The sequence below is a fragment of the Actinoplanes octamycinicus genome, assembly GCF_014205225.1.
Taxonomy (GTDB): Bacteria; Actinomycetota; Actinomycetes; order Mycobacteriales; family Micromonosporaceae; genus Actinoplanes; species Actinoplanes octamycinicus.
On the sequence record NZ_JACHNB010000001.1, the window covers coordinates 8,093,017 to 8,113,369 of the forward strand.

A 20,353-nucleotide genomic window follows, 5' to 3' on the forward strand; every position below is an offset into this window, starting at 1 on the left:
ATCGACCGACAAGGTACGGCTAATGGCGGCCGGTCAGCGGGCCGGTTCGAGCTGCACGACCGCGCTCACCGGGCCGGAGCCCTCGGGCAGCTCGACGGTGAGTCCGTCCGTCATGAGAGCCGCCCCGGACACTCCCCGGTATGTCGTCTCCGGCTCCAGTCCTCGCGGCCGGACGAGGACCCTGCGGTCGGTGCCGGCGAGGCGCCAGACGAAGAGGACGCTCCGGCCGCCCAGCACGTACTGTGACGCGGCGAGCGAACCCGTCGGTGGCAGCAGCCGGTACAGCGTTCCGTGCTGGACGATCGGCCGGATCGCCCGGTACCGGGCGATCATCTCGGCCGCGTAGGCAAGCTCCTCGTCGGTCCACCGGGTCAGGTCGCCGCCGAGGCCGAGCACCCCGGCCATCGCCACGTCGAAGCGGAACGGCAGTGGCACCTCCCGGCCGGTGATCGGGTTCGGGCTGTCGGTCACCCAGGCCACCATCGTGCCGGGCGAATAGACCTGGGTGTAACCGTGCTGGATGCCGAGCCGGTCGACGGCGTCGGTGTTGTCGCTGGTCCAGGCCTGATCGGTGCGGGCCAGGATGCCCAGGTCGACGCGGCCGCCACCGCCGGCGCAGGCTTCCACGCGTACGCCGGGGTGGGTCTTGCGCAGTTGATCGATGACGGCATAGACCCCGTGCGCGTGCCCGATCGCCGCCTGCGGCCGGGCCTGGGTGACGGCCCGGTTGAAGTCCCACTTCAGGAAGGTCAGCCCGGTCTCCCGGATGATCCGGTCGAGCTGCCTGAAGGCCCAGTCACGCACGTCGGCGCGGGTGAAGTCGAGGACCAGCTGGTGGCGCAGCTCGGTGACACGTGTCCCGGGTTCGTGCAGGGTCCAGTCCGGATGCGCGCGGAACAGCTCGCTGTCCGGATTCACCATCTCGGGCTCGACCCACAGCCCGAAGGCCATGCCGAGCGACCGGATGTGATCGGCGAGCGGCCGCAGGCCGTCCGGGAAGCGGTCCGGGTTGGCGAACCAGTCACCGAGACCGGCGCGGTCGCTGGTGCGCGCGCCGAACCAGCCGTCGTCGACGACGAACAGCTCGACGCCGAGCCGGGCGGCACGCTCGGCGAGCGCGCGCTGTCCCGCTTCGGTGACGTCGAACGAGGTGGCCTCCCACGAGTTGTACAGCACCGGCCGCAGCTCGCCGGCGTGCGGCAGCACATGCGCACGCTGGTAGTGGTGCCAGGCGCGGCTGGCCGCGCCGAACCCGCCATCGGCGTACAGCGCGGCGCAGACCGGCGAAACCGCCTGCTCCCCCGGCAGCAGCCGGGTCACCGTGCGGTCGTGGCCGGCGGCGGCAAGCACCGAGCAACGGCCGGCCGGGGTGCGGGACACGGTGATCCGCCAGGATCCGCTGAACGCGAGCGCCGCCGACCACACCTCGCCGGTCTCCTCGGTGGCGGTGCCGTCGTCGAGCATCACCCACGGGTTGGTGGCGTGCCCGGTCACGCCACGCCGGCTGATCAGCGTGGTCTCGGCGACCGGGAGCACGACGCGGTGCAGCGCGCCCTCGCGGGCCCAGCCGCCGGTGACGTGGCTGAGCCGGTAGTTGTCGCGCACCGGCAGGCACCAGACCGCGGCGGCGTGCGCGTCGAGCACGATCGCGTCCGCGGTGGCGCCGGTGTGCCGGACCACCGACCAGCGTTCGATGACGTCGGTGCTCGGCCGCACCCGGTAGTGCAGCTCCACCTCCACCGCGCCGGTGAGCCGGACGACCAGTTCGTCGCCGCGGATCTCGTGGCCGGCCACCGTGAGGCCGGCCTCGCTGCCGAAGGACAGCGCCGCCGGGGTGAACATCGCGCCGCCGGCGATCGGGAAGTCCTCGGCGCTGTCGAGCGGGCCCTCGAACGTGTCGTCGAAGGGCGAGCGCCACGCCGGGATGGCCGCCGCCTCCTCGGCGCTGATCCGCGGCCCCCAGTGGATCGGGCGGACGGTGTGGTCGAGCCGCAGCGCGTACGTGGTGTGCTCGGTGTGCAGGGCTATGGTGGCGCCGTCCGGCGACGGTTCGATCAGGGGCAACGTGGCGCTCCGGGTGACGGGGGCCGGCCCACGCGGACGGTGGACCGGCCCGGGTGGGCTATTCCTTGACCGGAATCGACTGCGACTTCAGCGTGTTGATGGTGCTGGCCTGCGCGTCCTCGAGCGCCTTCGTCAGCGTTCCCTGGCCGGTGACGGCCTTCTTGAAACCGTCGGAGGCGTCGGCGTAGGTCTGGGTCATCGTCGGTCCCCAGGTGAAGTCCGGCTTCACCTGCGTGGACGCCTCGGCGAAGACGTCATAGATCGGCTGGTTGCCGTAGAACGCGACGCCCTCCTTGAGCGCGGGCAGCGACGCGCCCTCCTTGGTGGCCGGGTACAGCTGGGCCTCCTTGTTGAGCAGGGTGAGCGCCTCGGTGGAAGTGTTCAGCCACAGCGCGAACTTGGCCGCCTCGTACGGGTGCTTGGAGCTCTTGAAGACCGCGGTCGACGAGCCGCCCCAGTTGCCGGCGACCTTCTCGCCCGCGTTCCACTGCGGCATCGGCGCCACCGCCCACTTGCCGGAGGTCTTCGGCGCGCCGCTGAGGATCGAGTTGGCGCCCCACACCGCGGAGACCCAGGTCCACGCGCTGCTCGAGTTGTAGGCGTTGTCCCACTCCGGGGTCCACGGCGGCACCGAGGAGACCAGCTTCTTGTCGAGCAGGCCCTGCCAGTAGTCGGCGACCTTCTTGGTGGCGTCGTCGGTCATCGTGACGCTCCAGTTGGTGCCGTCGTTGGCGAACCAGTGGGCGCCCGCCTGCCAGGCCAGCCCGGCGAACTGGTTGATGTCGCTCTGCGAGAAGTTGGTGATGTAGCCGCCCGCCGCCTTCACCTTCTCGGCCGCCGCGGCGTACTCGTCCCAGGTGGCCGGGACCGGGATGTTGTTCTTCTCGAACAGGTCCTTGCGGTAGAACAGTGCCATCGGGCCGGCGTCCTGCGGGATGCCGAAGACGTGGCCCTGCTCGCCGAAGGTCACCTGGTTCCAGGTCCAGTCGACGAACTTGCTCTGCGACTGGGTGACGATGTCACAGCCGCCGAGGTCGGCCAGGCCGTCCTGCACCCGGAAGCTGGGCAGCGCGTCGTACTCGATGTGGCCGAGGTCGGGCGCGTTGCCGGCCTTGAGCTGGTTGAAGAAGTTCTGGTAGGTGCCGGCGTTGCCGCTGGGACCGGTCTGCACCTTGACCTGAATGTCCGGGTTCGCCTTGTTCCACACGGCGACGACCTTGTCCATGTTCGGGACCCAGGTCGTGTAGGTCAGGTTGACCGGACCGCTGGACGGCTGGCAGGACGACGCCGCACCGGTGGTGCCGGCCGAGGTGTCGTCGCCGGACGAACACGCCGCTATTGACATTGTCGACATCAGCAAAATGGCGATGGAACGAGCGCGCAAGCGCATTTTTCCTCCTGGGGAGATTACTTGATCGAGCCGGTACCGAGGCCGCTGCGCCAGAAGCGCTGCAGGGAGAGAAATGCGATGATCATCGGAGCGATCGAGATGAACGCTCCGATCAGTACCAGGGCCCGCAGCTCGGGATGCCCGTTGATCTGGGACTGCCACGAGTAGAGGCCGAGCGTCACCGGGAACAACCGCTCGTTGCCGAGCATGATGAGCGGCAACATGAAGTTGTTCCAGACCGCGACGAAATGGAACAGGAAAATGGTCACGAAGGCCGGCGCCATGAGGCGTGCGGACACCGTGAAGAAAGAGCGCACCTCGCCGGACCCGTCGATGCGCGCCGCTTCGAGGAGCTCGTCCGGAACACTGGCGGCGGCATAGACGCGGCCGAGGTAGACGCCGAACGGGTTGACCAGGCTGGGCAGGAAGACCGACCAGAAGGTGTTCGCCAGCTCCACCTTGCTGAAGATCAGGAACAGCGGCAGCGCGAGCGCGGTCGCCGGTACCAGCACGCCACCCAGCACGATGTTGAAGATCGTTTCCCGGCCGGGGAACACGTACTTGGCGAGTGCGTAACCGCACATGCCGGCCAGCAGGGTGCCGATCAGCGCCGCCCCGACCGTGTAGGCGATCGAGTTCGCCATCCAGCGCAGGAAGATGCCGTCGTTGTAACGGATCAGGTTGGCGACGTTCTCACCGAGGGCGAAGTGGTCGGGCCACAGGCCGCGCCCTTCGGTGACCTGCCCGTCCTTCTTGCCGGCGGCGACGAACAGCCACCACAGCGGGGTCAGGAAGTACAGGGTGAAGACAGCCATGACGAGCATGGCGGCGTACCGCGGCACCCGGAAGGCAGCCATCATCGCACCCCCTTGCGCTGGGTGAACTTGAGGAAGGAGAACGACAGCACGAACGTCGCGAGCGCCAGCACCACGGAGAACGCGGCGGCCAGGCTGAAGTTCGGGACGCTCGAGGTGCTGAGCACGGTGAGGTTCGGCGTGTAGGTGCTGGACACCGCGGAGCTGAAGCTGCGGAACACCTGCGGCTCGGCCAGCAGCTGAAGCGTGCCGATGATGGAGAACACCGTGGTGAGCACGATCGCCGGCAACACCAGTGGGATCTTGATGGACCACGCGGTGCGGAAGGCTCCGGCGCCGTCGATCTTCGCGGCCTCGTAGATCTCGGTCGGCACGGCGAGCAGCGCCGAGTAGATGATCAGCATGTTGTAGCCGACGTAGACCCAGGTCACGACGTTCGCCATGGCCCACAGCACCAGACCCGGCGAGAGCAGGTCGGCGTTCGAGGTCACCGCGGTGAACGGCGACAGGTTCGGCGAGTACAGGTAGCCCCACATGATCGCGGCGACCACGCCAGGCACCGCGTACGGCAGGAAGTACACCAGGCGGAAGAACCGCCGGCCCTTGACCAGGCCGGAGTCGAGCAGCAGCGCCAGGAACAGCGCCACGCCGAGCATGATCGGCACCTGCACGGCGCCGAACAGCAGCACCCGCTCGACCGACTGCCAGAACGGCCCGTTGCTGAAGACCTGCCGGTACTGCACCAGACCGCCGAAGACCTCCTTGGCGGGCCCGAACGTGCCGGTGCGCTGCACGGTGTGGAACGACTGCCACACCGCGTAGCCGATCGGGATCAGATAGAAGAGCGCGAACAGCACACCGAACGGCGTGACGAAGAAGAGAATCGCGCTGACATGCCGTTTCCTCACGGCCGGGCCTCCTCACGCACGACGCGTACGCCACCGGGCGGCACCCGCAGGCGGCCACGAACCATCTCGCCGCTGATCAGGTCGCACCCGGTGACCGCGTACTCGATCTCGCGCGTCCCGTGGTTGATGACGAAGACGTACGTCCGGTCCTCGCTCGCGCGCCGCACCACCTCGACGGACCCGTCGTTCTCGAAGCCCTGGTCCGGTCCGATGGCGGCCCGCAGGACGCTGCGCATTGCCTCCGGGTCGAGGGCGGTCGCGACGTACCAGGCGTTGCCGTTGCGGGTGATCGCCGGAGTTCCGGGCAGCGGGCCATCGACATACCGGGCGATGACCTCCGCGGTGGTGGTGCGCAGCCGCTCGGTCCACAGGCCGGCCTTGCCGCCGTTGTCCAGCGTCACGGTCGTGCCGGGGACGAGCGGCGCGAATTCCTCGGCGGTGACGCCGAGCAGTTCGCGGAACGCGCCGGGGTACCCGCCCAGCCGGATCCGGTCGTCGCGGTCGGCGATGCCACTGAAGAAGGTGACCAGGACGCGGCCGCCGCCGGCGACGAACTCGGTGATCGCCTTGGCCTGCTCGTCGGTCACCAGGTACAGGCAGGGCACCACCACGAAGCGGTACCGCGACAGATCGCTGTCCGGGCTGATCACGTCGGCGGTCACGCCCAGCTCGCGCAGCCCGAAGTGGGCGGCGTGCACCTGGTCGAGGTAGTTCACCGCGGTCGACGGCCGGCCCTCCTGCTCGGCCGCCCACCACGACTCCCAGCTGAACAGCACCGCCGTGTCGGCCTGCACGGTCGAGCCGGCCACCTCGGCCAGCCTGGTCAGCACGGAGGAGAGTTCGAGGACCTCGCGCCACTGCTCGGTGTCGGTGCCGGCGTGCGGCACCAGCGCCGAGTGGAACTTCTCGCTGCCCTGCGCCGAGGCGCGCCATTGGAAGAAGCAGATCGCGTCGGCGCCGCGGGCCACGTGGGTCAGCGTGTTGCGCAGCAGCTGGCCGGGCTCCTTGGCCAGGTTCACCGGCTGCCAGTTCACCGCGCCCACCGACTGCTCCATGAGCATCCACGGCCGGCCGCCGGCCAGGCCGCGGGTCAGGTCGGCGGCGAAGCTCAGCTCGGCGGCCGGCTGCCCGAGCCGGTGGTCCAGGTAGTGGTCGTTGGCGATCACGTCCATCCGCGGCGCCCAGCGCCAGTAGTCCTGGTTGCGGATGTGCGCGGTGACCATGAAGTTCGTGGTCACCGGGACGCTCGAGTGCCGGCGCAGCACCGCCGCCTCGGCCTCGTAGTAGCCGAGCAGTTCGTCGGAGGAGAACCGGTGGAAGTCGAGCATCTGCGCCGGGTTGCGCAGCGACAGCGCGGTCCGCGGCGGCAACACTTCGGACCACTCGCCGTACCGCTGGCTCCAGAACGACGTGCCCCACGCGGCGTTGAGCGCGTCGAGGGTCTCGTACCGCTCGGTCAGCCAGGCCCGGAACCGCTCCGCGCTGGCATCGCAGTAGCAGAGCGCGTTGTGGCAGCCGAGCTCGTTCGAGACGTGCCACAGGGCCAGCCCCGGGTGCTGGCCGTAGCGCTCGGCGACCCGCTCGACCAGCGCCAGCGCGTGCTCGCGGAACACCGGCGAGCTCGGGCACCAGGCCTGCCGGCCGCCCGGGTACCGGCGGGTGCCGTCGGCGGCCATCGGCAGGATCTCCGGGTGGCGGGCCGCCAGCCACGGCGGCGGGGACGCCGTCGCGGTGCCGAGGTTGATCCGGATGCCGTTGCGGTGCAGCAGGTCGACGATGTGGTCGAGCCGGTCGAAGTCGTACTCGCCGGCCCGCGGCTCGAGGTCGGACCAGCCGAAGATGTTCACCGCCGCCAGCCCGATGCCCGCGGACTTCATCAACGCGACGTCCTCGGCCCACACCTCGGCCGGCCACTGCTCCGGGTTGTAATCGCAGCCCAGCGTGATCACGGGCGCCTCTCCTCACTGTGCACGTGCACACATTTCCGTTGGGAAAACTCCGCAGGTCGGATGTGTGAACGAGCACACATTAGGTTCACCGTTGATCAACGTCAAGGTGGGGAAGCTAAAGTTTGCTGGTGAGCGCGCCAGGACCACCGGCAAGGACCGGCAAGAGGGCCACCGTGCACGACATCGCGGCCGCGGCCGGGGTGTCGCGGGGCACGGTGAGCCGCGTGCTGAACGGCGGCTATGTCTCGGTGACCGCGCGCGCCGCCATCGAGCGGGCCATCCGCGAGGTCGGCTACGTGCCGAACACGGCCGCACGCAACCTGGTGATGCAGCGCTCGCAGGCGGTCGGATTCATCGTCCTCGAACCGCACACGCTGTTCCTCGAGGATCCCAACATCGGCGGCATCATGCTGGGGGCCAACGCGGCGCTGTCCGCCGCCGACTACCAGATGGTCAATCTGGTGGTCGACTCCGAACGCGACACCGCCCGCATCACCCGCTATCTGAGCGGCGGTTTCGTGGACGGCGCGATCATCGTCTCGGCGCGCAGCCACGACCCGATCATCCAGGTGGTCGGCGGCCTGGCGCTGCCGTCGGTCTTCGTCGGTCACCCGCGCGACCTGCACCCCGAGATCCCGTACGTGGGCATCGACAACCTCGCCTCGGCCGAGGAGATCACCCGCCGCCTGCTCGCCACCGGCCGCCGCAGGATCGGCATGATCGCCGCGGCCGTCGACCGCGACTCGGGCGCCGACCGCCTGGCCGGCTTCCAGCGGGCGCTGGGGCCGCTGTTCGACGAGAGCCTGGTGGCCGAGGTGCCGGTCTACGACTTCGCCTGCGGCGCCAAGGGCATGCGTACGCTGCTGGAGCGCGAGCCCGAACTGGACGGTGTCTTCGCCGCGGCCGACTCGGTGGCCGCCGGCGCGATGGAGGCCCTCCGCGAGTCCGGCCACCGCGTGCCGCAGGACATCGGGGTGGTGGGCTTCGACAACAGCTCCTGGGCCACCCGGACCCGCCCGCACCTGTCCACCGTGCACCAGCCGGCCGACGACATCGGCTCGCACGCGGCCGACATGGTCCTGCGCCAGCTGCGCGGCGACCCGATCGCCGAGCGTGGCCTGCTCCTGCCCTCTCCCGTCGTCTGGCGCGACTCCGCCTGAGCCGGCTGCTCAGCTTGACTTTTAACCAGTTCGGCGGGGCTTGGTGCCCTTCTTGTGATGGGTCGGTCGCTGATGAGCCTGGCCGGTGACCAGGATGAGTCCCACGTCGTGACGGGCAGCGGGCTGCTGGTTGCGGGAGCCGGGCGGCCGTCCAGGGCCGGGCCGACTGGGTTTAGGCGCATGCGCTGGTGAGCCGCTGGTCGCGCGGAGTTTCCGAAACCCCCGCCGCACCCGGGCCGGCGTGAGCCGCTCCGGCGCCATCGGGCGTTCCCACGGTCGGCGCAAGTCCTGGGCGAGGGGCCGAGCGAGACGCAGCTGAGTATGCGCAGCTATGACCAGCCACGTCCAGCGGTTCGCGGCGGCGGGCTCGCGGAGTTGCGGGGCGGTCCAGCCGAGGGTCTGTTTGAGTAGGCGGAAGGTGTGCTCGACGTCGAAGCGGCGTAGGAACGCCTGCCAGCACCGGTCGACATCAGCATTGGTGGCGTCGACCTTGGACCACCACAGCCAGAGCGGCTTCGGCTCACCCCGGCTGGGCAGGTGGTCGACGGTGAGCCGGATGACCGTGCCCTCGATGATCGGCAACGGCTCGTCGTGACCCACCCAGGCGGCGCGGCGGGTCAACCGGGGGTGTAGCCGGTCCCAGGCTTGTGCCAGGACCTGGCCGTAGAGCCGGGTGTCGGTGTGCGTGACCGCCCGCTCGACGTCCCAGGTGGCGGGGTCACCGAAGATGAACTCACCGCCGTGCTTGGCCGGCCGGCCACCCTCAGGGTTGTAGATGCGTGGTGGGGTCGGGCGGCGCAGCACCCGGTCCGAGCGCATCCGGCCGAGGATCTCCACCGGTAGGTCCCGCAGCAGCCAGGCGATACGCGGGGTCTCGTAGCCGGCATCCAGCACGATCAGGAGGTCCGGCCGGTCTCCAAGGCGGCGATGATCGAGTATGGCCAGCCCGGGATCATCCGGTGTTCGTCCTTGCCGCGCCCGTAGGTGTGGCAGAACGAGCGCTGCGGACTGCAGTCGCCGTCCGGGCGCAGCCACGGCGAGACATCCACTGCGAGCACCAGGCGGCCGTCCGCCGCCCGCGGCAGCAGCAAGCCGGCCAGCTGCCGGCGCAGCGCTTCCACGTCGATACGCCCCGCGTTGAGCGCGTCATACAGGGCGCCGTGGCCCCCCGGTGCTCCGGAGCCAGCGACAGCCCGACCAGCGTCTTCACCGGCCCATCGGTGCACAACGGGGCGTCCGTCAGCTCGAACAATGCGTCGGCCCGCCTGGTCATGCATCGGTAGAGCTGCTCCCGGAACCTCGCCAATACATCGATCGCTTCCGCCTTCTCCGTCACGACCGCCACAACGAGCATCGATAGGTGTCGGATGCGCGCATCCTCACGGGATTACGCTCGGTCACCGTCGGCCAGACCGGAAGTGGGGCCCTTACGAACGCGCTCAACTGCCGAGTTGAGGGCATTCGGCATGTATCGCCGGGTGGCGGATCCGCAACACCGCTCGGCGCGCAAGAAGCACGGGGTGGCAGTCTCAGACTCTGAAATCGCGCCCTTCGACGTCCGGGTCTCCAGCGTTACGAGTACCGTTCCGGCCTACACCTTCAGGTCGCGGTACCAATTCATGCGAGCCGGTCGCCGGCTCGGCAGTGGCAGGTCACGCAGCCCGCTCCTGCAACCAAAATGTACCGAGTTGGCCGCCACTCGACACCCGGCATCGGCGAAGGCACCTGTTCGTTGCTCAGGAATCAGGTTGCCGCCTCGGAGCGTCGAGTGCTCAAGTCAACGGATTCCTGTCTTCAGTTGACGGATTGCCGATATGCGGACGACGGATCCGTTCGCCTACCGGGAGCCTGCCAAGATGCGCCGTAGAGCAATGTCGATGCTTGTGGCCGCCGCAACCTTCATCGCCGAGGGTGCTTTTGCTGCACCCGCAACGGCGAGCTCGAGTTTCACGTTCGATGCGTCGCCGGAGCCGGTGAAGAAGGGCGCTTACGTCACCCTTTCGGGACGCGGCGTCGCGGACGCGGAGATCGACTTCTACTTCAAGGCTGACGGTAAGTCGACGTGGGTGTACCAGAACTACACCCGAACGGCATCCGATGGCCGCTACTCGAGGAGGCAGGCGCAGAACAACTCGGGTACGTGGAAGGCTGTTGAGTGGTACGGCGAAGACGCTCAAGGACCCAGTCGAACCGATCATGTCCAGGTGCGCGGTGTGCAGTTGCCAGGCGTAGTTACTCACTACGGTGGCTACTACGCCACAGTGAAGCCGTCTTCGTTCGACCCCAGTACGACGACGCCTTGGTGGTTCACGGGTGTCCGCTGGACGAGGCTGACGGCCACTGCCGGCGCCGCCGTCGGCACGATGCATGTCAACGACTGTGAGCCTGACTGCGCCGACGGCAAATACCGCACCGAGCGGGTCACGTTGACGTTCCGCCGAGTGCGGAGTCACCACGGCGCTCCGGTGTTCACCGAGTTCCGGGTCGACAACGATCCGTACTGGACTCCCTTGACACCCAACAATTAGCCGCACGAATGCGCCGCCACAAGCCGTCTGCCGGTGATCCTCCGAGTAGCCCTTCGGTTGCTGCCCTGGACCTCATGTTCAGTCCTCGTACGCGCCGATTCGGTCGTCCAGCGCCTCGATGCGTCGTCGCAGAGCTCGTGCGTCCTGGGGCGGTAGCACGCGTAGCACCCGCTCCAACACCTTGCGACTATCTCGTGGATCAGGGCAGCATCCGGCATGGCCGTAATAGAGCATCTCCGCTCGGTCTTCGTGTGAGGCGCGAGCGAAGGCCTGCCAGGCTTTCAGCGCTGCAGCAGCGGCCCCGGGACGGAGATCAGTTCGCTCGAGATGAGCGATCCGGCTCAGGCCCCTGGCGGAAACCCCATCGATAACGGTGATCCGAACACCAGGTTCGCGTCGGTCAGGTAGGGCAGCGCGGACCTGCCCGGGCGACTTACGCCTCATTGCTCCTGAAGATTCCTGCGCACCTGAGACATACTCACATACCGCAGACAACGCTCGGTCGCGGCTTGCCGCCACCCGCCCGGCTCGATCACCGGTACTCGCCGTAGTCGCCCTGGGTGACGCAGCGGACTGGACCGCGGGGGCCGTCAGGTTGGAGCCGGAGGTTAAACGGCAAGCTCAGCCTCGTGGTGCGGGGCGGCGATGAGACCGCCCGCACGTCAGCTGCGGCATGAGACCGGGCGGGCGCCCGGATCAGTGATCCGGGCGCCACCGGGTGCGGTCGATCCCAGCGAGGATCCGGGCCTGCCGCTGTTCGACCGTCATGGCCGCGGCCCCGCGCTCACACCGCGGCGAGCCGGGTCGCGTCGGCGCTCAGGTCGTCCGGCTGCTGCTGCGCCGCCAGCTCGGCGGCGACCCGCGCCTCGTACCGCCCGACCTCGGCCTCAGCCTCGGCCGGCGACCAGCCGAGCGGCCCGGCGATCAGGCCGGCCGCGGCACGCGCCGCGGTCACCCCGCGGTCCGGGGTCTCGATGGAGATCCGGGTACGCCGGGTCAGCACGTCGTCCAGGTGCCGCGCGCCCTCGTGGGTGACCGCGTAGACGACCTCGGCGCCCAGGTGGTCGGGGGCGCCGGCCAGCGGCTCCCCCAGCGCCGGGTCGGCCTCGATCAGCGCGAGCACCTCGTCGACGAGCGTGCCGTAGCGCTGGAGCAGGTGCTCGATGCGGGACACGCTCAGGCCGGCGCGGCGGGCCAGCTGCGCGCGCCGGTTCCAGGCGGCCCGGTAGCCCGCCGCCCCGAGCAGCGGAACCTGATCGGTGCAGGACGCCGGCACCCGGGCGTCGAGGTCCTGCACCGCGGCGTCCACCGCGTCCTTGGCCATCACCCGGTACGTCGTGTACTTGCCGCCGGCCACCAGCACCAGGCCGGGCGCGAGCCGGTCGACGGCGTGCTCGCGGGACAGCTTCGCGGTGGTTGCCGCGTCGGCGGACAGCAGCGGCCGCAACCCGGCGTAGACGCCCTGCACGTCGTCCGGGGTCAGCGGGGTGGCCAGCGCCTTGTTGACCTCGTCGAGCAGGTAGCCGACGTCGCGGGCGGACACCGACGGGTGCGCCTTGTCGAGGTTCCACGGCGTGTCGGTGGTGCCGATGATCCAGTGCCGGTCCCACGGGATCACGAACAGCACGCTGGTGGCGGTGCGCAGGATCATGCCGGTCTGCCCGGCGATCCGGTCGCGGGGCACGACCAGGTGCACGCCCTTCGAGGCGGTGATCGTGAACCCGCCGCGCTCGCCCTTCATCAGCGAGTGGATGTCGCTCGTCCACACCCCGGTCGCGTTGATCACGGTGCGGGCGCGGATCTCGAGCTCGGCGCCGCTCTCCGTGTCGCGGCACCGCACACCGACCACCCGGCGGCCCTCGCGCAGGAAGCCGATCACCTCGGTGCGGGCCGCGACCTGGGCCCCGTACGCCATCGCCGTACGGACCAGGAACATGGTGTGCCGGGCGTCGTCGACCTGGGCGTCGAAGTAGCGGATCGCGCCGACAAGCGAGTCGGGGCGCAGTGCCGGGAACGCCTTGAGCGCCTCGGTCCGGCTCAGGTGCCGGTGCCGGGGCAGACCGGCGCCCCACCCGGACAGTGCGAGCGTGTCGTAGAGCGCGACGCCGGCACCGGCGTACAGCCGCTCCCAGGCGCGGTGCCGCAGCGGGTAGAGGAACGGCACCGGGCGGACCAGGTGCGGCGCGAGCCGCTGGATCAGCAGGCCTCGCTCCCGCAGCGCCTCGCGGACCAGCCCGAAGTCGAGCATCTCCAGGTAGCGCAGTCCCCCGTGGATCAGCTTGCTGGACCGGCTCGACGTGCCGCTGGCGAAGTCGCGGGCCTCGAGCAGCCCGACGGACAGGCCGCGGGTGGCGGCGTCGAGCGCCGCGCCCGCGCCGACCACGCCGCCGCCGACGACCAGCACGTCGAGGTCGTCGCCGGCCGACATCGCGGTCAGCGCCCGGGTGCGCGCTTCGGGTGAGATGACTCCGGTGTTCATGTGGCTCTCCGTTCGTCAGCCGACGCTGACCCAGTCGAGGGTGCGGTCGATGGCCGCTCGCCAGCGGGTGGTTCCTTCGGCGCGCCGCCGCGGCGACCAGGACGGCAGCCAGCGCCGGTCCTGGCGCCAGTTGGCGCGCAGTTGTTCGGGGGATGTCCAGAAGCCGACGGCCAGCCCGGCCGCGTAGGCGGCGCCGAGCGCGGTGGTCTCGGCGACGGCCGGCCGGCTCACCGGCACGCCGAGGATGTCGGCCTGCAGTTGCATGCACAGTGCGTTCGCGGTGACGCCGCCGTCGACCTTGAGGCAGTCGAGCTCGGTGCCGGAGTCGCGGGCCATGGCCGTCACGACGTCGCGGGTCTGGTAGCAGATCGCCTCGAGCGCGGCCCGGGTGATGTGCGCGGCGGTGTGGTAGCGCGACAGCCCGACGATCGCGGCGCGCGCGTCCGGCCGCCAGTACGGCGCGAACAGCCCGGAGAACGCCGGGACGAAGCAGACGCCTTCGCTGTCGTCGACCTGGGCGGCCAGTTGTTCGCTGTCGCTCGCCGAGTCGATGACGCCGAGCTGGTCGCGCAGCCACTGCACGGCCGACCCGGTGGCCGCGATCGAGCCCTCCAGGGCGTAGACCGGGGTGTCGCCGCCGAACCGGTAGGCCACCGTGGTGAGCAGGCCGTGCGTCGAGCGCACCGGGGTCGTGCCGGTGTTGAGCAGCACGAAGTTGCCGGTGCCGTACGTGCACTTGGCCTCGCCCGGCGCGAAGCAGGTCTGCCCGATCAGCGCGGCCTGCTGGTCGCCGATGGCGGCCGCGATCGGCACCCCGGGCAGCGCCACGCGAGCGTGCCCGTACACCTCGGCCGAGGACCGGATCTCCGGCAGCATGGCCCGTGGGATGCCGAACAGCCGCAGCAGCTCGTCGTCCCAGTCGAGCGTGTGCAGGTTCATCAGCTGGGTGCGGCTGGCGTTGGTGACGTCGGTGAGGTGCCGGCCGCCGGTGAGGTTCCAGATCAGCCAGCTGTCCATCGTCCCGAAGACGACGTCGCCCGCCTCCGCGCGGGCCCGCAGTCCCGGGATGTTGTCGAGCAGCCACCGCACCTTGGTGGCCGAGAAGTAGGTGGCCGGCGGCAGCCCGGTGCGCTCGCGGAGCAGGTCCGCGTCCAGGGCCGGGATCACGCCGGCGGTCCGGGTGTCCTGCCAGACGATCACGTGGTGACACGGCCGGCCGGTGTGGCGGTCCCAGACCAGCACGCTCTCGCGCTGGTTCGTGATGCCGACGACGGCCAGGTCGGCCGCCGTGAGCCCGGCGTCGAGCAGCGCTCCGTCGATCGTCTTGAGGGTGTTCTCCCAGATCTCGTCCGCGTCGTGTTCCACCATGCCGGGCCCGGGCAGGATCTGCCGGTGCTCGCGCTGGTGCCGGCCGATCTCGTGGCCCGCCCGGTCGAAGATCATGAAGCGCGTGCTGGTGGTGCCCTGATCGATCGCGCCGACGAAGTCCGCCACGTCGCCTCCCTGCCGTCTGCCTGCGCGGCGACGCTATGAAGCCAACAGCCGGGAATCAACGCCGGCCGTGCGACAATGTCGCACGTTGCCGGGGCGGCGGCCTGGCGGTAGGGTCGCGCCGTGCCCGGGATGATCCAGTCCATCGAACGGTCGTCCGCCGTGTTGCGGCTGCTCGCGGCCGGTCCCGGCCGGCTGCGCGTCAAGGAGGTCGCGGACGCGCTGGGGCTGCCCAAGTCCACCGCGCACAGCATCCTGCGCACCCTGGAACACGTCGGCTTCGCCGAGCAGGATCCGCGCACCGCCCGCTACCGGCTCGGCCGCGCGCTGCTCGACCTCGGCAACGGCGGCCTCGACGTCAACGAGCTGCGCTCGCGGGCCCTCGACTGGGCCGACACGCTCGCCACCCGCAGTGTCGAGGCGGTGCGCATCGGCGTGCTCGAGGGCACCGGCGTGCGGGTCGTGCACCACGTCTTCCGGCCCGACGGCACCACCCAGGCGATGGACACCGGCCTGATCATTCCGGCGCACGCGACGTCGTTGGGCAAGACCCTGTTGGCGTACGACGCGACGGCCGCCGACACCGTGATCCGGGCCGGGCTTGCGGCGTACACCCGGCGGACCGTGACCGACCGGCGAGAGCTCGCCGCGGCCCTCGCCGAGACCCGCCGCCAGGGCTGGGCCGACGCGGTCGACGAGTGGCAACCGGGGCGGGCCGGCGTCGCGGCGCCGATCCGGAGCTTCGGCGGGCTGGTGGTCGGGGCGATCGGCGTCTACGGGCCGGCCGACCGGGTCTGTGACGGCCGGCTGCGGCCGCGGGCGGCGCTGGTCGAGCAGGTGTGCGCCGCCGCCAACGCGATCTCGCGGGACCTGACCGAGCCACGGTCATGACCGAGCGCTACGTCCTCGCCATCGACCAGGGCACCACCTCGACGCGCTGCATCCTGTTCGACCGGCGGGCGACCGTCGTCGCGGTGGCCCGCGCCGAGCTGCCGCAGAGCTATCCGCGGCCCGGCTGGGTGGAGCACGACGCGGCCCGCATCTGGCGCGACACCCAGAAGGTGATCAAACGAGCGCTGGCGTCGGCCGGGATCGGGCCGGACCGGGTCGCGGCGATCGGCATCGCCAACCAGCGGGAGACCGTGGTGGTGTGGGACCGCCGAACCGGCACGCCGGTGGCGCCGGCCATCGTCTGGCAGGACACCCGCACCTCCTTACTGGTCGCCGCGCTGGACGTCGCGACGTTCCGGGACAAGACCGGGCTGCCACCGGCGACCTACTTCTCCGCCCCCAAGGTCCGGTGGCTGCTCGACAACATCCCGGGACTGCGCGCCCGAGCGGCGGACGGCGACGTGCTGTTCGGCACGATGGACAGCTGGCTGATCTGGAACCTCACCGGCGGCCGGCACCACCTCACCGACGTCACGAACGCCAGCCGGACGATGCTGATGGACCTCACCACGCTGCGCTGGGACCCTTCGCTCGTCGACCTGTGCACGATTCCACCGGCGATGCTGCCCGAGATTTGCTCGTCGGCCGAGGTCTACGGTGCCGCCGACTCCGTGCTGCCCGGCGTGCCGATCGCCGCGGCCATGGGCGACCAGCAGGCCGCGCTGTTCGGGCAGACCTGCTTCGAGCCGGGCGACACGAAATGCACCTACGGCACCGGCGGATTCCTGCTGATGAACACCGGCTCGACGCCGGTGCGGTCCGCCCACGGCCTGCTGACCACGGTGGGTTACCGGATCGGGAACGAGCCGGTCGCGTACGCCCTGGAGGGGTCCATCGCGTTCGCCGGCTCACTCGTGCAATGGGTACGCGACGGGCTCGGGCTGATCGGCACCGCCTCGGAGATCGAGACGCTCGCCGGCACCGTCGCTGACAACGGCGGCTGCTACATCGTGCCCGCGTTCGCCGGACTGTTCGCGCCGCACTGGCACAGCGAGGCACGCGGCGTGATCGTCGGGCTCACCTCGTACATCGGCAAGGGCCACCTGGCCCGCGCGGTGCTCGAGGCGACCGGATGGCAGACCCGGGAGGTGGTCGACGCGATGAACGCCGACGCCGGGCTCGCGCTGAGCACGCTCAACGTGGACGGCGGGATGACCGCCGACAATTTGCTCATGCAGATCGTCGCGGACGTGCTCGACGTGCCGGTGGTGCGCCCGATGGTGGCCGAGACCGTGTCGCTCGGCGCCGCCTACGCGGCCGGCCTGGCCACCGGTTACTGGTCGGACCTGCAAGATTTGCGCAACAACCGGCACCGGGCCGGTCGCTGGCTGCCGGCCATGGACACCGGGCGGCGCGCCGCCGAATACCGCAGATGGCAGCGCGCCGTCGACTGCGCGGTGTTGTTCAGTTCAGCCGATGACGGCCAGAGGTAAATGGCAATCCAGGTGCCCACCAGCGGAACCGGGCAGTTCGGCGGGTCACTGTTCCAACAGAGCGCCCTTTGCTGCTGGACGCGGTCATCCTCGATCTCACCGGTCTGGACACCGAGACGTACGCGTTGATGCACGCCGGGCACGTGCACCTGCGGTGACCTCAGGCCAGGATGTCCCCGGGCCGGACGATGCCGCGCTGGTAGGCGAGCACGACGAGCTGGGCGCGGTCGCGGACACCGAGTTTGGACATGGCCCGGTTGACGTGGGTCTTGGCGGTGAACGGGGACAGGTAGAGGCGTTCGGCGATCTCGTCGTTGGACAGGCCGTGGGCGACGAGGACCAGGACTTCGCGTTCCCGGTCGGTGAGCCCGGACAACGGTGCGGGTTCGGAGTCGGGCAGTGGTTCGAGCTCGGGTTGGCTCAGGAATCGGGTGATCAGCGTCCGGGTGGCCTCCGGGGACAGCAGCGCCTCCCCCGCGGCGACGGTCCGGATGGCGCGGACCAGGTCGTACGGTTCGACGCTCTTGCCGAGGAATCCGCTGGCGCCGGTGCGCAGCGCCCGCACGACGTTGTCCTCGTTCTCGAAGGTGGTCAGCACGAGGATGCGGACGCCGGCGAGGGCGTCGTCCGCGACGATGTGACGGGTGGCCTCCAGGCCGTCCATCAGGCATCCGGAGATCCATGAGTACGACGTCGGGGCGCCGGTCCCGGGTCAGGTCGACAGCCTCCACGCCGTCGCTGGCCTCACCGACGACCTCGATGCCCGGTTCGCTGTCCAGGATGAGCTTGAAGCCGGCGCGGATGAGTGCCTGGTCGTCGGCGAGGAGGACTCGAATGGTCACGACTGCTCTTTCGGGGTGGGGGCGGGAAGTACGGCACGGACCCGGAACCGGCCGTCGGGACAGCGTTCGGCGGTCAGCGTTCCGCCCGCCGCTGAGGCGCGTTCACGCATGCCGACGAGGCCGTAACCGCTGGTGGGGCCGGGTGCGCCGATCCGGTTGGTGACTTCGAGCAGGACGTGGCCGGGCGTGTACTCGATGGTGAGGCAGGCGGTGCCGGTGCCGTGCTTGTGCGCGTTGGTGAGCGCTTCCTGCAGGATCCGGTACGCGGCGAGATCCACCACGGCCGGCAACTGCCGGGCCTCGCCGTTCTGGTGGTGCTCGACCTTCAGTCCCGCGGCCCCGGCGGCGTCGAGCAGTTTGACGATCCGGGCGAGACCACGAGTGGGTTCGTCGGGATCGTCGGGCTCGTCGGGTTGGCGCAGGACGCCGACGATCGAGCCGAGCTCGCGCAACACGGTGTCCGAGGCACGGCGGATGTGTTCCAGCGCGGAGTCGGCCGCCTGGGGCTGGTGCCGCAGGACGTGCCGGGCGGCGCCGGCCTGCACGTTGATCACCGCGATGTGATGGCTGACCACATCGTGCAGCTCCCGGGCGATGCGGATGCGCTCCTCGACAACGCGGCGGCGGGCCTCCTGGTCACGGTTCTGCTCGGCGCGGCGGGCGCGTTCCTCGACCTCGGCGACGTACGCCAGGCGGGTGCGGGTGGCGTCGCCGACCGCGGCGGCCATCCCGATCCAGGCCAGCGAGCCGATGTTCTGCGGCGCCCACCAGTCGCTGGCTGACGTGAGCACGGTGGCCAGGTAGAGCGGCAACGCGACGGCGACGGCCATCGCCCACGTCCGGCGCCGGTCGAGGCGGGACGCCACGGTGTAGACGACGACCACCAGGGCGATCATCAGAGCCGGTTGCTGCGATCCCGAACGCAGGGTCAGGGCGACGGTCGCGAGGTCGGTGATCAGCAGGACCGGTATCGGCCACAGGCGCCGGCAGGCGACAGCCGCCCAGGCGAACAGCGCGGCGCCGACACTGCCGGTGCTCACCGGACCGGTGGGCGGGTGCGGAGTCATCGCCACGAGCACTGCCGGCGCTGCCAGGATGCCACCGAGCAGCGTGTCGATCAGCACCGGATGCCGGCCATCGCCGCGGCGGATGAACCGCATTGCCCTGGTGAACATGGCATCAACGCTAAGCGGCGGTGCGGACGCGGTCGTCGTTCGGTCGCGGTAGTCGATCACTCCGCACCTACTGCGGCCGCAGTAGCGCGAGATCTTGAGCTCAGTCGCAATCGCCCTCTTCCCGGGGATATACGGCTGATCTACCACGTACGCAGTAGAGGCCGTTCGGCCAGATGACTGCGATCAGACGACGCGGCGGCGACACCCGCTCGGTCATCGTTGTCCGAGCCGGGCGTACACCTTCCGTTCACATCTCATTCGCCCGCCATTCGCCCTGTTCCTCGACAGATTGGCTGCCCCATGCGTTCGTTGTTCCGCCGAGGCGGTGCACCGCCGGACTCCACTTCCGAAGCCCCGGCGGAAGACCTGAACGACGACCACGTGGGTCACGCTCTGCGGGCGCCGAGCAAGCTGCACTCGTTCAACCGGTACGAGATCAAGTACCTGGTGCCAAGCGACCAGATGGGGCAGCTGCGCGACGAGATCACCGCCCGGCTCGACTACGACAGCCACGGCGCCGACGGCGGGTACGGGGTGTGGAGCACCTACTACGACACCCGGGACCTGCGGTTCTACTGGGAGAAGATCGAGGGTCTGAGGTTCCGCCGCAAGCTGCGGGTGCGCCACTACGGCGACCGGTTCAACGTCGGCGAGAAGACCACGGTGCACATCGAGATCAAGCAGCGGGTCAACCGGGTCACCCAGAAACGGCGGATCGCGCTGCCGTACCACCTGGCCCGCGATCTCTGCGACCGCCGGCAGATGATCGAGCACGACCCCGCACAGAAGGCCTTCGTCGAGGAGGTCCTGGAACTCGTCTCGCTGCTGGATCTGCGTCCCACGGTGATGACCGGCTACCAGCGGGAGGCGTTCGTCGGCCGCGAGGCCGACACCGGCCTGCGGGTCACCCTCGACCATCGGATCCGCGGCCGGGACCGCGACTTCGACTTCGCCGCCGACGCGGAGAATCGGCTGATCGTGCCGGCGAAGTTGTCGGTGGTCGAGTTCAAGGCCAACGAGCGGGTCCCCTACTGGCTCACCGACCTGGCCGCCCGGATGAACATGTCGATCGTCCGGGTCTCCAAGTACTGCCAGGGCGTCGAGGCGTTCGACCGCGCCCCGCGTTCCGTCTTCCACATCCCCGATTCCGAGACAGTTGAGGTCTGAG

Annotated in this window: 13 protein-coding genes and 2 pseudogenes; 5 read left to right on the forward strand and 10 right to left on the reverse strand. The window is 70.0% G+C overall.

Annotated features, from left to right (window positions below):
* Positions 1-33: 33 nt before the first annotated feature.
* From BJY16_RS36580 to BJY16_RS36600, 5 genes are read right to left on the reverse strand one after another with little or no spacing between them, the layout of a single operon-like run.
* A complete protein-coding gene (locus tag BJY16_RS36580; protein WP_185044125.1) occupies positions 34-2,064 on the reverse strand; it encodes an alpha-galactosidase in 2,031 nt (676 codons plus the stop codon).
* A 58-nt stretch (positions 2,065-2,122) separates the two neighbouring features.
* Entirely contained in the window at positions 2,123-3,418 is a 1,296-nt protein-coding gene (locus tag BJY16_RS36585; protein ID WP_260418354.1) for an ABC transporter substrate-binding protein, read from the reverse strand.
* 53 nt (positions 3,419-3,471) lie between these two features.
* Positions 3,472-4,314 (reverse strand): carbohydrate ABC transporter permease, encoded by an 843-nt coding sequence (locus BJY16_RS36590; RefSeq protein WP_239177299.1) that lies wholly within the window; start codon positions 4,312-4,314, stop codon positions 3,472-3,474.
* Complete coding sequence (locus tag BJY16_RS36595) at positions 4,311-5,177, reverse strand: carbohydrate ABC transporter permease (protein WP_185044127.1); 867 nt, start codon at positions 5,175-5,177, stop codon at positions 4,311-4,313. The genes BJY16_RS36590 and BJY16_RS36595 overlap by 4 nt, the downstream gene beginning before the upstream one ends.
* Positions 5,174-7,126: a beta-galactosidase gene (locus tag BJY16_RS36600; RefSeq protein ID WP_185044128.1), complete on the reverse strand. Its 1,953-nt coding sequence runs from the start codon at positions 7,124-7,126 to the stop codon at positions 5,174-5,176. The genes BJY16_RS36595 and BJY16_RS36600 overlap by 4 nt, the downstream gene beginning before the upstream one ends.
* A gap of 128 nt (positions 7,127-7,254) precedes the next feature.
* Here BJY16_RS36600 and BJY16_RS36605 point away from each other — a divergent pair, with 128 nt between their 5' ends.
* Positions 7,255-8,286, forward strand: coding sequence for a LacI family DNA-binding transcriptional regulator (locus BJY16_RS36605; protein ID WP_185044129.1), 1,032 nt, complete (start codon positions 7,255-7,257; stop codon positions 8,284-8,286).
* Between the two features lie 21 nt (positions 8,287-8,307).
* Here the strand turns inward: BJY16_RS36605 and BJY16_RS36610 are convergent.
* Positions 8,308-9,640: pseudogene (locus tag BJY16_RS36610) on the reverse strand (transposase).
* 517 nt (positions 9,641-10,157) lie between these two features.
* Here BJY16_RS36610 and BJY16_RS36615 point away from each other — a divergent pair.
* Positions 10,158-10,814, forward strand: coding sequence for a hypothetical protein (locus BJY16_RS36615; RefSeq protein WP_185044130.1), 657 nt, complete (start codon positions 10,158-10,160; stop codon positions 10,812-10,814).
* A gap of 784 nt (positions 10,815-11,598) precedes the next feature.
* Here BJY16_RS36615 and BJY16_RS36620 read toward each other — a convergent pair.
* Both BJY16_RS36620 and glpK (BJY16_RS36625) read right to left on the reverse strand, forming a co-directional pair.
* Positions 11,599-13,293 (reverse strand): glycerol-3-phosphate dehydrogenase/oxidase, encoded by a 1,695-nt coding sequence (locus tag BJY16_RS36620; RefSeq protein WP_185044131.1) that lies wholly within the window; start codon positions 13,291-13,293, stop codon positions 11,599-11,601.
* A 15-nt stretch (positions 13,294-13,308) separates the two neighbouring features.
* Positions 13,309-14,787 (reverse strand): glycerol kinase GlpK, encoded by a 1,479-nt coding sequence (gene glpK / locus BJY16_RS36625; RefSeq protein WP_185044132.1) that lies wholly within the window; start codon positions 14,785-14,787, stop codon positions 13,309-13,311.
* Between the two features lie 120 nt (positions 14,788-14,907).
* Between glpK (BJY16_RS36625) and BJY16_RS36630 the strand changes: the two genes are divergently transcribed.
* Positions 14,908-15,675, forward strand: coding sequence for an IclR family transcriptional regulator (locus tag BJY16_RS36630; protein WP_185044133.1), 768 nt, complete (start codon positions 14,908-14,910; stop codon positions 15,673-15,675).
* Entirely contained in the window at positions 15,672-17,168 is a 1,497-nt protein-coding gene (glpK, locus tag BJY16_RS36635; protein ID WP_185044134.1) for a glycerol kinase GlpK, read from the forward strand. The genes BJY16_RS36630 and glpK (BJY16_RS36635) overlap by 4 nt, the downstream gene beginning before the upstream one ends.
* A 160-nt stretch (positions 17,169-17,328) precedes the next feature.
* Here the strand turns inward: glpK (BJY16_RS36635) and BJY16_RS36640 are convergent.
* Together BJY16_RS36640 and BJY16_RS36645 are read right to left on the reverse strand one after the other, a co-directional pair.
* Positions 17,329-18,010: pseudogene (locus BJY16_RS36640) on the reverse strand (response regulator).
* On the reverse strand, positions 18,007-19,185 hold the full coding sequence (locus BJY16_RS36645) for a sensor histidine kinase (RefSeq protein ID WP_185044135.1): 1,179 nt from the start codon (positions 19,183-19,185) through the stop codon (positions 18,007-18,009). Before BJY16_RS36645 ends, BJY16_RS36640 begins: the two are co-directional and overlap by 4 nt.
* A 381-nt stretch (positions 19,186-19,566) precedes the next feature.
* Here BJY16_RS36645 and BJY16_RS36650 point away from each other — a divergent pair, with 381 nt between their 5' ends.
* Complete coding sequence (locus tag BJY16_RS36650; protein WP_239177301.1) at positions 19,567-20,352, forward strand: polyphosphate polymerase domain-containing protein; 786 nt, start codon at positions 19,567-19,569, stop codon at positions 20,350-20,352.
* Position 20,353 lies beyond the last annotated feature (1 nt).

Coding starts and splice junctions, on each gene's coding strand:
- BJY16_RS36585 (WP_260418354.1), bottom strand. CDS start 3,418: ATGTCGACAATGTCAATAGCGGCGTGTTCGTCCGGCGACGACACCTCG.
- BJY16_RS36590 (WP_239177299.1), bottom strand. CDS start 4,314: ATGATGGCTGCCTTCCGGGTGCCGCGGTACGCCGCCATGCTCGTCATG.
- BJY16_RS36615 (WP_185044130.1), top strand. CDS start 10,158: ATGTCGATGCTTGTGGCCGCCGCAACCTTCATCGCCGAGGGTGCTTTT.
- BJY16_RS36620 (WP_185044131.1), bottom strand. CDS start 13,293: ATGAACACCGGAGTCATCTCACCCGAAGCGCGCACCCGGGCGCTGACC.
- glpK (WP_185044134.1), top strand. CDS start 15,672: ATGACCGAGCGCTACGTCCTCGCCATCGACCAGGGCACCACCTCGACG.
- BJY16_RS36645 (WP_185044135.1), bottom strand. CDS start 19,185: ATGTTCACCAGGGCAATGCGGTTCATCCGCCGCGGCGATGGCCGGCAT.